General features: G+C 57.1%; 10 protein-coding genes and 1 pseudogene. 2 read left to right on the top strand and 9 right to left on the bottom strand.

Annotated features, from left to right (window positions below; genetic code table 11):
* Positions 1-5: 5 nt before the first annotated feature.
* The 5 genes from SD70_RS05325 to SD70_RS05310 are packed head-to-tail and all read right to left on the bottom strand — an operon-like array spanning position 6 to position 5,740.
* Entirely contained in the window at positions 6-884 is an 879-nt protein-coding gene (locus SD70_RS05325) for an ABC transporter ATP-binding protein (RefSeq protein ID WP_041046327.1), read from the bottom strand.
* 4 nt (positions 885-888) lie between these two features.
* Positions 889-3,822, bottom strand: a complete 2,934-nt coding sequence (locus tag SD70_RS05320; protein WP_041046325.1) for an ABC transporter permease — start codon at positions 3,820-3,822, stop codon at positions 889-891.
* Positions 3,823-3,826: 4 nt separating this feature from the next.
* A complete protein-coding gene (locus tag SD70_RS05315; RefSeq protein ID WP_449267210.1) occupies positions 3,827-4,606 on the bottom strand; it encodes an efflux RND transporter periplasmic adaptor subunit in 780 nt (259 codons plus the stop codon).
* Positions 4,567-4,941 (bottom strand): hypothetical protein, encoded by a 375-nt coding sequence (locus SD70_RS39685; protein ID WP_331436722.1) that lies wholly within the window; start codon positions 4,939-4,941, stop codon positions 4,567-4,569. The genes SD70_RS05315 and SD70_RS39685 overlap by 40 nt, the downstream gene beginning before the upstream one ends.
* The gene (locus SD70_RS05310; RefSeq protein ID WP_082053146.1) at positions 4,904-5,740 is read right to left on the bottom strand and encodes an ABC transporter ATP-binding protein; all 837 of its coding nucleotides are present in this window, start codon (positions 5,738-5,740) and stop codon (positions 4,904-4,906) included. Before SD70_RS05310 ends, SD70_RS39685 begins: the two co-directional genes overlap by 38 nt.
* A gap of 259 nt (positions 5,741-5,999) precedes the next feature.
* On the opposite strand from SD70_RS05310, the gene SD70_RS05305 reads away from it, so the two are divergent.
* Entirely contained in the window at positions 6,000-7,382 is a 1,383-nt protein-coding gene (locus SD70_RS05305; protein ID WP_041046323.1) for a dipeptidase, read from the top strand.
* Between the two features lie 67 nt (positions 7,383-7,449).
* On the opposite strand, the gene SD70_RS05300 is transcribed toward SD70_RS05305, so the two are convergent.
* On the bottom strand, positions 7,450-8,352 hold the full coding sequence (locus SD70_RS05300) for a LysR family transcriptional regulator (RefSeq protein ID WP_231571052.1): 903 nt from the start codon (positions 8,350-8,352) through the stop codon (positions 7,450-7,452).
* 109 nt (positions 8,353-8,461) lie between these two features.
* Here SD70_RS05300 and SD70_RS05295 point away from each other — a divergent pair, with 109 nt between their 5' ends.
* Complete coding sequence (locus tag SD70_RS05295; RefSeq protein WP_041046321.1) at positions 8,462-9,007, top strand: cysteine hydrolase family protein; 546 nt, start codon at positions 8,462-8,464, stop codon at positions 9,005-9,007.
* Between the two features lie 666 nt (positions 9,008-9,673).
* Here the strand turns inward: SD70_RS05295 and SD70_RS05290 are convergent.
* The 3 genes and pseudogenes from SD70_RS05290 to SD70_RS05280 form a co-directional block, all read right to left on the bottom strand.
* Positions 9,674-10,057 (bottom strand): DUF1259 domain-containing protein, encoded by a 384-nt coding sequence (locus SD70_RS05290; RefSeq protein WP_041046319.1) that lies wholly within the window; start codon positions 10,055-10,057, stop codon positions 9,674-9,676.
* A gap of 334 nt (positions 10,058-10,391) precedes the next feature.
* A complete protein-coding gene (locus SD70_RS05285) occupies positions 10,392-12,248 on the bottom strand; it encodes an ABC transporter ATP-binding protein (RefSeq protein ID WP_082053145.1) in 1,857 nt (618 codons plus the stop codon).
* Positions 12,241-13,907, bottom strand: a pseudogene (locus SD70_RS05280) (ABC transporter ATP-binding protein). Before SD70_RS05280 ends, SD70_RS05285 begins: the two are co-directional and overlap by 8 nt.
* Positions 13,908-14,097 lie beyond the last annotated feature (190 nt).

Raw genomic sequence — 14,097 nt, 5'->3', positions numbered from 1 at the left:
TCTCTTTATTCTCCTTCCAACGATTTCGGGGGTTTGATAATAATTTGTTCGCCGTCGAATTCCATCGACGCTTTGCCGCTAATGTTGAGCTGCTGCAAATATTCCTTCGGCACCTGAAGCCGTCCGGCCCGGTCAAGCACGACGTATTCCTCGTGCACCTGATAGACCGTGCTGCGCTCCTCACCTCCTTGCAAATTCAAGTTCGGATTGCGCTTCACGAATTCGGTGCTCGTCATGCCGTCGCGAATGGCGACGACCCGCCCGACTTTGCCGGCCATCGACAAGTCGTGGGTAACAATCACGATCGTGACGCCCAGCTCTTTATTGAAGCGGCCGAAAATGTCCATGATCATGTCAGCCGTCCGGGTGTCGACGGAGCCTGTCGGCTCGTCGGCAAGCAGCAGCTTCGGCTTGTTCGCCAGCGAGATCGCGATCGCTACCCGCTGCTGCTCGCCTCCGGACAGCTGGTGCAGCTTATTGTTCATCCGGTGGCCGAGACCGACCCACTCCAGCAGCTGGCGGGCGTACGCGCGGTCGTACGTGCCGCTCAGCATCATCGGCATTTCCACGTTCTCGAGCGCAGTCAGGAACGGAATCAGATTGCGGGCGTTGTTCTGCCACACGAACCCGACCGTGCTGCGCTTGTATTCGACAAGCTGCTTGTCGGTAATTTTGAGCAAGTCCCAGTCGCCGACTTTGACCTGGCCGGCGGACGGCCGGTCGAGGCCGCCGAGAATGTTCAGCAGCGTCGACTTGCCGCTACCGCTGTTGCCGATAATGGCCATCATCTCGCCTTGCTCGACGTGAATGTTGAGCCCTTGCAGGGCAACGACTTCGAGGTCGTCGGTTTTGTATATTTTGACGAGTCCGTCGCACGTAATCATGCCGTCACTTCTCCTCCCCGAGCTTCACGGCCTGGTGAACGCGCAGCCTGCGAATGTGCAGGAACAAGAGCGCAGCGCCGATGCCCATCATGACCGCAACGACAACGTACAGCTGGCTCGTGTCGCGGGCGTTGAACACGACCCGGAAAGGGGGGACTTCCGTCTGCACGTTTTCCGACGTTTGCAAAAACGGCAGGAACAAGTAGCTGGTCAGCTTGCCGATGCCGATGCCGAGAGCGATCGACAATCCGGCAGTGAATATTTGCTCGAGCAAGAGCATGCCAGTCAGCCCTTTGCGGGAAAGCCCCATCGCGCGCAGCACCCCGAATTGCACGACCCGGCTCGACAAGTTGAAAAACCAGTACAGCATATAGCCGATCAGCGAAACGGCTACCGAAACGAGGAAGCCGAGGCTGAGTATGCCGAACACGCCGCCGCGCGCCGGATGCTTGCCCTGGGTAATCAATTCGTTGCGCACGTCCTTGACGGAGGCGACTCCGATGTTTTTGGCCTGCAGCGCCTCCAGCAGCGGCGCCACCTTGGCGCCTTCTTTCATCTTGAGCCAAACTTCGTACGGAACGATCGGCGCCTGATCGTAGACGTAATCCAGATTCACGACAAAGAACGGCTTCTGATCCGGATACTGGCTCGGCCAGTATGGCAACATGCCGACGATGACGAACTCGACCGGCGTCTGGGCGATGCTGATCGTGACGAGATCGCCTTCCTTGAGCTGATACTTTTTCGCGAAGCCGGTCGGCACGATAGCCGCTTGCTCGTAGCTGCCGAGCAAATTCAAGTAGCGGTAAGGGTGGGCCGGAAACAAATCGTCACGCCACCACGCCACTTTGGCGAAGTCGACGTTGTCGATGCCCAGCACGCTGCCCTCGCCGACGCTTTTACCGGAGACGACGACGTTGCCGTTCGTGCGCAGCACGCGCGCCGCGTTCGATACGCCGGGCAGCTCGCGGAAGACGGCAAACGGCGGCTCGACGTAACGAATTTTCGCCGGCTGCTGAACGCCGCCGGGTCCGCCCGCACCGCCTTGCCCGGGCGCGCCCCCGTTCTGTCCGCCGCCGGTTTGGCCTGAGCCTTGCCCGCTTCCTTGACCGCCTCCGCCGCTTTGTCCGCCCTGGCCGCCCTGACCGCTCTGTCCCGCATTCGGGTCGGTCGGCAAATCGTCGGAAAACCCTTCCCACACCGCTTGAACGATGACGTCGGAACCGTACCGGTACAGCGTCCGCTCCGTCGAATTGAGATCGATCGTGCGCGCCGCCGACGAATTGTAAACGCCGAGGCCGAGCGTCAGCACCAGCAGCAGCATGAGCGGATAATACGACTTGGCCGAGCGCGACAATTGCGCCAGCGTCAAGTAGAGCGGCACCGGCAAAAACTTGCGCCCGAGCCATCCGAACAGGCGGAGCAGCCATGGGAATACGCGCAAGAAAAACAGTCCGAGCGCAAAAATCGATAGGGCCGGCACGAAAAAGAGCAGCGGATGCACTTGCAGCTGATCCGTCGTCAGTCCCGTCTCCACCGAAAGCAGATGGCGCTGGTCGAACAAATAGTAGCCGTAGGCGACGAGGCCGAGCAGCGCGACGTCGAGAAACCACCGCTGCCAAACGGGCGCCCGGTCGGAGCGCGCCAGCTGCTGCTTGTAGGAAACGATGGAAGCGCGGGCGAAGCCGACCGCCGGAACGACCGTGGCGGCGATCGCCACGGCAACGGCGGCAATGCCGTACAGCAGCGACTCGCGCGTAAAGCCGACAGGCACCGCTTTGCGGTCTACGAACTGGAGGAAGCCGTTCGACGAACCGATGCTTTTGGCCATCAGCCAGCCGAGCAGCGGACCGACCAGCAGCGCAACGATGCCGAGCAGCAGCCCTTCCAGCAAGTAAACGCCGATAATTTGCCGCGTCGATCCGCCCCGCGAGCGGAGCACGGCGATGACGCTGCGCTGCCGGTCGAGCGACTGGCGCGCGTTCATGACGATGTAAAAAAACACCATGGCGATCATCGGCGCCGCCAGCGTAAAGAGCATGATTTGCAGCTGCACGCTTTCCCGTTTGAAGTCGTTCAATATCGACACGAACGAGATGTCGACCTTCGTATTTTTGAGCGTCTGGTACAAGTTGATGTCGAGCCGGTTCAGCTTCGCTTCGAGCGGGCCGAGCTGGCTCGTCTTGATGTCCTTCAAATTGAACGCATAGTACCAGTTGGCAAGCTGCAAAGGAATGTTTTTCTCCTTCAGCAGCGTCCCTTCCATAACGGAAAGACTGACCGCCATCGTGCCGACAAGGCCTTCCAGGCCTTGGTACCAATAAGCGTCGGTATCGCTTTTCGGCTTGAAGCTGCCGACGATTTTCACTTTCAGCGGCGCCTGGCCGGTCGGCACCGGATACAGGAACACGTCGCCGATATGGATGTCGTTCCGGTACAGCGCTTCGTCGAGCACGACCGCTTCGATGACGCCGTTCTGCGGCGAAGCGGCGAACATCGTCCCGTTCGTCAGCTCGATATGGTCTTCCAGCTTCTCCAGCGAGGCCAGCGTCATTTGGCGCCGCTTGCTCGGATCGACTTTCTTCGGATCCTCAGGAGACAGCTGCGCGCCGCGAATCGAATACGTGCGGGCGAACGCATCGTAAGGAAATCCGATGTTGTTCGGGATATCGTTCTTGATGTACGCGTCCACCTGGCGCAAAGAGTCCAGATCGGCCCGGTCGGAGCCGGCCGCCTGGTAGCGAATGAGCAGCGAGCCTGCGGGCAAACCCGAGCTTTTCTCCTGCAGCGATTTGGCCACCACCCGCTTGAGCGAGCCATCGGCGTACATCGGAATGCTCGTCGTGAAGGCGACTGCCATGACGAGGCCGAGCAGCGTGCTGAGCGTCAGCCAGCGCGTGTTCCACATTTTGCGGTACAAAAATCGCAGCATTTGCATACGTTTATCGACCTACGACTTTCTGTCCCGGGGTAAGCCCCTTCACAATCTCCACGTCCGTCGCCGTCTGCTGGCCGATCTCGACGTCCACTTCCTTCTTGTTCCCCTTCTCGTCGACTACCTGCACGTAGTTGCGTCCCGAATACGAGCGCAGCGCCGCAACCGGAATCGTCACCGCCTTCTCCTTGCGCGACGTTATGACCGATACGCTCAGCGGCGTGCCGCGGTTCAGCCCGTCCGGAAACTTGTCCAGGTCAATCAGCACATAGTTGTCGATCGAATCGCGCTGCGCCCCGTTGCCGTCTCCGCCCGGGTAAAATCCGCCGCCGGCCTGGCCGCCGTTATTGGTTTGCGTTTTCGGGTTCGGCAGCTGCTTCACCTTGCCTTTATGCGTGCCGGCACCGTTAATGTCGACCTGTGCTTCCATGCCGACCGCGATTTTTTTCAGATCGTCGCCGCTAATGTTCGCCGCAACGGTCAGCTGGCTCAAATCGGCGACGGTAGCGATCGTATCGTACGCTTTCATCTGGTCGCCTTTCTTCACGTACAGAGCGACGACCGTGCCTGCGAACGGCGCCGTAAGCTTCGCCTTGTCCAGCTTCGTCTGCAGATCGGTCAGCTCTTTGCGCTTGAGCTCGAAATCGATTTTTTGCTTCTCGATCTGCTCCGGCGTCAATTCGTCGGACTTGCGCAGATTTTCAATCATCGTTAGCTCGTCGCTGCGCGTCTGCAGCTGTTTCTGCTTCAGCTGAGTCGCCAAATCGTCCACGTCAAGCTCGGCGATAAGCTGGCCCGCTTCGACATGGTCGCCGACTTTGACGGGCAGCGTCTTGATCCGCTTGCCGTCGTTCTCTTCGGTAAAATACAGCTCCTCTTCGGTCGTGCCATCAGCTTGCCGCTGCCGCGCACTTTCGTTTCCAGCGTTTGCGTTTTTACGTCGTAAGTCGGCTTTTGCGACAGCTTCGGCGGATTGATGGCCGGCAGCTGCTCCTCCTCTTGCTCTTTCGGCAGGAGCGAACAGCCGGACGCCAGCAATAGGGCGGCGGACATGCCGATCGTCAGCAGCGGTTTCATGCGGGAATTAGGATACGAACGTTCCGTCCACCATTTCGTAAACATGGTCGGCAGCCTCCATAATTGTAGGATCGTGTGTCGTCATGCATATCGTCACGTTCTCCGAACGGATAATGTCGCGGAAAACGGCCATCACTTGCGCGCCCATCTGTGAATCGAGCTCCGCCGTCGGCTCGTCGGCCAGCAGCAGGCTCGGCCGGTGGGCGATCGCCTTGGCGATGGCGACGCGCTGCTGCTCGCCCCCCGACAGCTCGAACGGACGGTGGTGCATCCGCTTCCCGAGCCCGACGAGCTCGAGGCAATGCTTCACGCGCGGCTTCCATTCGTCCTTCGGCGTACCGGCCATACGCAGCGAGAGCTCGACGTTTTCCCAGGCGGAAAGCAGCGGCAGCAGCGCGAACGATTGGAAAATGAAGCCGATCTCCCGGCGCCGGACGGCCGTCCGCTCCTCGTCGCCGGCTTCATGGAACTTGTGCCCCCGGAACACGATTTCGCCCCGGTTCGGCTGGTCGAGTCCGCCGATCAAGTTGAGCAGCGTCGTCTTCCCCGAGCCGGAGCGCCCCCTCAGCATGACAAGCTGCTGCGGAAACAGCTCCATTGAGATGCTCTTCAACACGGTCAGCTTTTCCCCGCCTACTTGAAACGAGCGCTCGACCCGCTGTACGGTCAAGATCGGGCTTCCCGGATCCGCCTTGCCGGCGCGCCAGGACGGCCGCTCATGCCCGGCTTCGCGGGCCGCCGCCTGCTCGGACTGTGCATCGCCCGGGCCGGGCCCGGAGTTCGCTGCTAACGACGGACTGTCCGGTATAACCGACGGCGAGCGTTTACGAAACCATCGTTTCATCTCTATTTCTCTCCCCCATCCGTTGGACTACTCAACTATAAACGGAACATAGAGTGAAAAAGTTACAAGCTGAGGGAAAATTTTCTGGTGAGGAGCCCCAAGCGGTTTGCATCGCGCCCGGACGGTTCGTTATGATGGAAGAGGCGGCAATAACCTGGCTTGCTGCCCAAATCGGCCAACAGCTGTGCGGCAGGATTTTCCTATGCGGTTAGGGAAATATAAATAAGTTACAACCAACAGACAGGAGCGGTATATAGCGATGGATGTTCAACAGCAATTGGAAGCTTATTTCAGGAACAAGCGCGAAGCGCATCTGGAGGAGCTGAAGCAGTTTCTGCGCATTCCGAGCGTGAGCGCGGTGCCCGAGCATGCAAGCGATATACGGCGCTGCGCGGAATGGACGGCGGACGCGTTCCGCAGAGCCGGCTGCGAGCACGTGCAGATCATGCCGACAGCGGGCCACCCGGTCGTGTACGCGGACTGGCTGCACGCCCCGGGCAAGCCGACGGTGCTCGTCTACGGCCATTATGACGTCCAGCCGCCGGAACCGCTCGAGCTGTGGCAAACGCCGCCGTTCGAGCCGGAGATTCGGGACAACAAGCTGTATGCGCGCGGCGCAACCGACGATAAGGGCCCGCTGTTCCTGTACGTGAAAATGATAGAAGCTTGGTTGCAAACGACAGGTTCGCTTCCGGTCAACGTGAAGTTTTGCATCGAGGGTGAAGAGGAAGTGGCCAGCAAGCATACGCCGGGTTTTGTCGAAGCCAATCGCGAGCTGCTGGCGGCGGATGTGGTCGTCATCTCCGATACGCCGATGAAAGAGAAGGGCCAGCCGGCGATCACGTACGGGCTGCGCGGGCTGATCGGCGCGGAAATCGAAGTGACGGCCGCCAATCAAGACCTTCATTCCGGCGTATACGGCGGCGGCGTGCCGAATGCGCTGCATGCGTTGACCGCACTGCTGAACTCGTTCCATAGCGATGACGGCAAAGTGGCCGTCGCCGGATTTTACGACACCGTGCGGCCCCTCTCGGCGGAAGAACGGGCTTCGCTCGCCAAAGTCGGCATCGACGAAGCGAAAATCCGCACAGAACTCGGACTGACCGAGCTATACGGCGAACCCGGCTACAGCTTCATCGAACGGACGACAGGCCGGCCGACGCTGGAAATCGTATCCGTTACCGGCGGCTTCCAGGGGGAAGGCATTAAGCCGATCGTTCCCGGCAAGGCGCTGGCCAAAATCACCTGCCGCCTCGTAGCCAACCAGACGCCCGACGAAGTGATGGATCTGATCGACAAGCATATCGCGTCGCACACTCCGGCCGGCGTAAAAGCAGTCATGCGGCGGTCGCTGCGCGGCAATCCGTTCCTTACGCCGATCGACCATCCGGTCATGCAGGCTGCGGCCGCCTCATACGAAGCGGTATACGGCAAAGCGCCGATCTTTACCCGCGGCGGCGGCTCGATCCCCGTCGTCGAAGTGTTCAGCCGGCTGCTTGACGCCCCGGTCGTCCTGATGGGCCTCAGCCTGAACGAGGAAAACATGCATGCGCCGAACGAATATTTCGATCTCGACAACTTCGACATGGGGCTGCGCACGCTCGCACTCTATTGGGAGAAGCTGGGGAATTTGCCGAAATAAACACGGTCGACGACGCCTAACGAAAACGCTGCTTACCCCAGAGCGGGGTAAGCAGCGTTTTTTCGTGTTACATCCCAGGGCCCGTTCCTTCGCTCAAAACCATTTCGATGAACTTCCTGTGCGCTTTCGACAGCCATTTGTTTTTGTGGTAAGAGAGTTGCGCATAGAACGTAAGATTGTCGCTCGAGGGCTTGATGATTTTCATTTTCTTGTCCCGCAGCAGCGCTTCCACGCTTATGTATGGCATCAGGCTGATTCCTAGCCCGCTTACGACGCACTGTTTCATCGTTTCCATACTGGTAAACTCCATATGGTTGTGCGTATCCACTCCTTTCTCGGCCAGATACGCTTCAAAAAAACACCGCAACGAGCAATTTTTCTCGCTGAAAATGAAACACTCGCCTTTGGCTTCCTCTATCGTTTTGATGGAATGGCCGCCTTCCCCAACAATAACCAGCGGTTCTTCCGAGCATATTTCCGTTGCGAGCTGCGGATCGCTTACCTTAGGCTCCAACGTTATCGCAATGTCCAGCTCCCCCTTATGGAGCCGCTCCCGCAGAAGGTGACAATGATCGTTGATTAGGGAAATAGCGACCTCGGGATAGCTTTTTTTATACTTGGCCAGCACGGGTCCCAGTTTGTATGCGGTCAACGTTTCCGCAGCTCCGATGCGAAGTTCGCCTTTCATGGCGGCGCCGCCCAAAGACATGTGCTTGATTTTGGAATATGCCGTCAGCAGTTCGACCGCATAAAGATACAGTTCCTGGCCGACCGCGGTCAGTTGAATTTGCTTTCCCAAACGGTCGAACAACGAAGCTCCGAGCTCGTCTTCAAGCTGCTGGATATGCGAAGTGATGGAAGCCTGGGAATACTGAAGCGCTTGAGCGGCTTTAGTGAAGCTATTCAATTCGGCAACGGTTTTGAATGATTGCAGCTGACGGATCTCGATGTGTATCCCTCCGTTGTTCATTTTGTTATCAGAAATTCCAAACGTGCTCATCAGGTATTTCAATTTTACTAATAATGAAGTATAACATATAATCCTCGCAAGGCGCCGAAATCTTGCTTGGAGGATTAAGATGAAAATCTCGTTGAACGCAGCTTTGCTCTTGATTGATGTACAAAATCATTTTGACGATCCGTCGCTTGGCAGAAGAAACAATCCGAACGCGGAACAAAATATGGCTGCCTTGTTACATGTATGGAGGAAAACGAATCGGCCGGTAATCCATATTCAGCACATCAGCGACCCTTCCCTGCCCCATCACTCCGGCCGAGATATAAAAGATATTGTAGCTCCGCTGCCGGGCGAACCGGTGCTGGTCAAGCATGTCAACAGCGCTTTTATCGGCACAAGTCTTGAACGCGATTTAAAAGAAGCCGGGATAGAAACTCTTGTCATTGTTGGGCTGACAACAGAGCATTGCGTCTCCACAACAACCAGAATGGCAAAAAATCTCGGTTTTAACCCGTTCATCGTATCGGACGCTACGGCCACTTTCGATACGGTTAGTTTTGACGGAAAATTGTACCGCGCCGAAGATATCCATAACCATGCTCTTGTCAGCTTGCACGATGAATTTGCTGCGGTCATAGCTACGAAAGGTATTTTGGCACTGCTGTGAGTTAGAAGGTGCAGTCAAACTGCAAATCGTACATCACAGAATGAGGAAGACAGCAAAAAAGCGGCCGCGAGATGCAAAAGGTACAGTTAAATTCGAGGAAATAACCTCATTTCGGCTTCTATGCTCGAAATTGATGCACAAAATGCATGTGATTTCATGTTTTGCGTTGATTTCCGCAATTAAACTGTACTTTTTGCATTTCGCATATTCCGTGCATCGACAAGCAAATCCCGTGTGAGCTTGGACAGCGTATGTTTCGTATCGTCGTCTCCCGGGACGGACGCTCCGGCGACCAGCCGAATGACGTCGGATTCGCTGTTGTCAATGCGGGTGTAAGGTGAAAATAAAACATTAGACTAGAGTCGTTGATTTAACGCGGTTTTTGAACTGAAGAGTCGTCAGCTTTTGAAAAAAAAGTTTTAGACTGATCCATTAAAAGAAACAGCGGCGGACCAAGACTTGAAAAATAAAGTCTTAGACTGCCGCTGTTGTCATTCAACTAACGTCTCCGTTAGTTGAGGAAAGCTGCCGATAACCCGAGGCAGCTTCGTGTTTTACTTTTATAGAGCTATCATATCCGTTAGTGATAATACCTTCCTTTCTTTACACATTCCTCAAACTACCGCTGCCGACCGTTGACTGACAGCCGACTTTCACTCCTACCTTCTACGGTTTAAGACGTTTAATAATGGACGCCAATTTACTGGCAAAAACAATCGGGTTCTCCACCGACTCTACATGTACGTACATCAAACGGGGCTTATCGAACAGCCAATGGTTGTGTACCGCTGTTACCTTTAACCCAAGTCTAACTGCCTGCCGTATAAATCGCTGAACTTCCCGCTGCAACAAAGTAATCTCGGCAGTATTAAGGGATTTCCCATTTTTTAAGGACTGGATTACTATCTCGTGCTCAGTATCATATTTTTTTCCTAAAATCCTTGCATTGAGATTGCGTTTTACCATGATTGTACACTCATCATTTTCGTGCTGGCCCTTTCCTCCAAGGATCCGGGCCAGACGCCGGCAAAGGGATGCGGTAACGGCCATTTATTGGTCCCTCCTCTACTATTGAATATAATATGTTATTCAATAAAATGAGGGAGGATTGGACGCATAAATCAGGTCAAAAACGCTAGAAAATATGTACAAAATCACGATTTATTAAGCATAACTGCCCGTTAGCTTAGCGCCCTAATTAGTCTAATACTTTATTTTCCTAGTCTAATACTTTAATTTTCAGTCTAATAGTTTATTTTCTTCTTACAGCGGGGAAAGCAGATTTCGGCAAACCAAATCTCGTACAACCACCTTTGCACTAAAAAAATCCGCCTGTGCTTGCGCCGCGCGCGTGACAGGCGGATTTTTTACGACATTGACTTCCTTACCCCGTCTGCAGCTCTTCCAAGCCGTGGCCGCCTTTGGCGTGCTCGTACAGCTCCTTGTAGTAGCCGCCTTGCTCGATCAGCTCAGCGTGAGTGCCTTGCTCGACGATGTCGCCGTGCTTCATGACGATGATCCGGTCGGCATGCATCACTGTCGACAGCCGGTGCGCGATGACGAGCGTCGTACGGCCTGCGGATACAACTTGCAGCGCGTGCTGCACAAGCTGCTCCGTGAAAGAATCCAGGTTCGCCGTAGCCTCGTCGAGAATAAGGATGCGCGGCTCGAGCAGCACGATGCGCGCGAACGAGAGCAGTTGCCGCTCGCCCGCCGACAACCCGCTGCCCCGCTCCGACAGCAGCGTGTCGTAGCCATCCTTCAGGCGGCGGATGAGCGGATCGGCGCCGACGAAGCGGCACGCTTCGATGACCTGCCCGCGCGTGTACCGCTCATCGAACATCCGGACGTTGTCGATAATCGAGCCCGAGTACAAATACGGCTCCTGCTGCACGAGTCCGATCATCCGGTGCAGCTTCGCCTGCGGAATGCGGCGCACATCGATGCCGTCGATCTCGATCGCTCCCGCCGTCACATCGTAAAACCGGCACAACAGGCTCATCAGAGAGCTTTTGCCTGCGCCCGTGACGCCGACGATGCCGATCATTTCGCCGGGGCGGATCGATAGATCGAGGCGGTTAATGACCCGCGTCCCTTCCAGGTAGCCGAACTCGACGCCGCGGTAGGCGATTGCGCCGCGCACGTCTTCCAGCTTCGGATCGACGGCCTGTTCCGGCTCCGGATCGACCACTTCCGGCTTGGTGGAAAAAATGCGCCACAGCCGGTCCATCGACACCGTCGCCGACTGCATCGTATTCCACTGCTGCGTAATGGCGTTAATCGGCTGGAAAAATTGCCGGATATAGTTGATGAAGGCGTACAATACGCCGAACTCCAGCTCGCGGTGAAATACGGCCATGCCGCCGATCCAGGTCAGCAAGGCCACCGACACGTTGCCGAGAATGTCGAAGGAACGGTTGAACAGCACGTTCGAACGAATTTCCTTTACGTTGGCTTTCCAATACCGCTGATTTCGCGCCTCGAACTGCTTGAACTGCTCCTCCTCCTGGTTGAACGCCTGAATGAGGCTCATGCCGGCGAGATTTTCCGCGAGGAAAGCGATCATCCGCGACAGCTGCGTGCGCGCCGCCTGGTACGTTTGGCGCAGCCACGAGCGAAAGACGACGGCGATGATTGCGATGACCGGCAGCAGCGTGGCGCTGATGAGCGCCAGTTTGACGTCTAGCTTGAACATAAAGATCAGTATGAAAATCAGCGTCATGCCGTCGCGGATAAGACTGAGCAGCACTTGCGTAAAAAACTGCGAAATCGACTCCGTGTCGCTCGACTCGTGCGTCACCAGGCTGCCGATCGGGAACCGGTCGAAGAACGACATCGACAAGCTTTGAATGTGGCGGAACAAATCTTTGCGCAGCTTGGCGACGATGCTTTGCCCGATGCGCTGCAGCAAATTGTTTTGCCAGTAAGTGAACAGCAAGCTGAGCAGAGCGAGCCCGGCGTAGGTCGCCCCGATCATCCACAGCAGCTTCGCATCCGCCTTGCCGCCCATCAGATGGTCGTCGATTGCGATTTTGACGAGGTATGGCTGCAGCAAATCGGCGAGAATTGCCACGAGCGAGCAGCCGAACACGAGCAGGAACGTTCCGAGATGCGGCTTCGCATAAGCGACGATATGGCGGAACGCCGCCTTGCGTTCGGCGGGAGTCGTCTGGTAGGAGCCGCTGATTTCGGGCTGTTCTTTCGCCCGCTTGCCTTGGCCGAAGCGGAACGGATTACGCATGGGCGATCCCCTCCTCCTGGATGGTATGGAGCGAAGCGTACAGCCCTTCTTGCTGCAGCAGCTCTTCGTGAGTGCCGCGCTGCACGATGCGCCCTTCGTCGAGGACGAGAATGATATCTGCATGCTTGACGGCCGACAGCCGGTGCGCGATCAAAATCGTCGTCTGCTTCGTCTTCGACTTGCGGAGGCCGGCGATAATGTTCGTTTCCGTTACGGCGTCGACGGCGCTGACGCTGTCGTCGAGGATGAGGATCGGCGCCCGTTTGATGAAGCCCCGCGCCAGGCTTGTGCGCTGCCGCTGTCCGCCGGACAGCGTAATGCCGCGCTCGCCGAGACGCGTGTCGAACTGCTGCGGCAAGCTCTCGATGCTGGCCGCGATTTGCGCCTGCTTCGCCGCCTGCTCCACTTCCCCGAGCTCTGCCGAGCGTCGGAGAAGGCGATGTTGTCGCGGATCGTCGTGCTGAACAGGAAGCCGTCCTGCGGCACGTAGGCGATTCGCCGGCGCAGGCTGTCGAGCGTAATGTCAGCGATGTCGCGCCCGCCGACGCGAATCGTGCCGCGCGGCGGGTCGTATACCCGGAGCAGCAGCTTGACGAGCGTCGTTTTGCCGGAGCCTGTCTTACCGACGATCGCAACCGTCTGCCCCGGTTCGATATCGAAGCTGATGTCCCGCAGCGCCGGCTCGGTTGCTCCGGGATAACGGAACGTCAGCCCCCGCACGCGAACCCCGAGCGGCCCTTCCGGCAGCGGCTCGGCTTCGCTTGCGCTGACGATATCCGGCTTCTGGGCGAGCAGCGCGTTAATCCGCTCGAGCGAAGCGCGCGAACGCTGCATCATATTGATGACGTTGCCGATTTGCTGCAGCGGAGTCATGATCATCCTGAGGTACAGCGTCAGCTCGACAAAGCTGCCGAGCGTAATGCGGTGCGTTGCGGTCAGCGTTCCGCCGACGATAATCGCCAGCACCAGCGAGAGCGCTCCCAAAAATGGCAGCAGCGCTTGGAAAAACGACGACACCTTAACGAGCCGCAGTTGGTTGTCGCGGATAGCGTCGACTTTTTCGCCGAAACGGCGCATCGCCATGTCTTCGGCGGCGAACGTTTTCGTGACGCGGATGCCCCCAAACTGCTCCTCCGCAGATTCCGTCATTGACGCAAGAGACTCCTGCACCTTCAGCGAGCGGCCGCGGATCACCGGACCGAAGCGGACGACGATGAACGGGATCGCCAGCAGCGGCAAGACGCAAATGGCAATCAGGTAAAACGGAATCGAACTGAACGACATCATCACAATACAGGAAAGAATGAGGAACACGGCGTTCGTCGTCTGGTTGACGCCGTTCGAGATCGACTCGCGCACGCTCGTGACGTCGTTCATGACGTAGCTGAGCAGTTTGCCGATGCCGTGCTGAGAGAAGTAGTGCTCGCTCAGCTTGGTGAAATGTGCGAACAGCTTTTGCCGCGTCACGAATTCGAAGTGCCGCCCGAGCCGCGCGACCGTAAACTGCCCGAGGCCGAACAGCAGCCCGTACGTAACGCCGATCGCCAGCAGCAGCAAGCCGTAATGCTCGATCGTAGCCGGCGTCATGCCGCCCTTCTGCAAATCGTCGGTGAAGCGGCCGAGCGTTTTCGGAAAAGCGGCGTTCACAATATTCGACATGATCAAAAATCCGATGGCCGTCGCATATATCGGACTGTTGCTGAGTAAGTACGAGGTAAGCAGCCCTCGTCTCGTTTCGGCCAAGATGTACCAGCTCCTCCCATCATGCTCTTTCCGGACTCATGCACCCACACCATTCTACCCCTGAAGGCGGGGTACGGCAAACCCGCTCCGGTCAGGAACGGGTACG

The organism is Gordoniibacillus kamchatkensis (assembly GCF_000829455.1).
GTDB lineage: Bacteria > Bacillota > Bacilli > Paenibacillales > NBRC-103111 > Gordoniibacillus > Gordoniibacillus kamchatkensis.
Note: the sequence above shows the minus strand (reverse complement) of the source record. Positions and strands in the feature narration are given on the sequence as shown.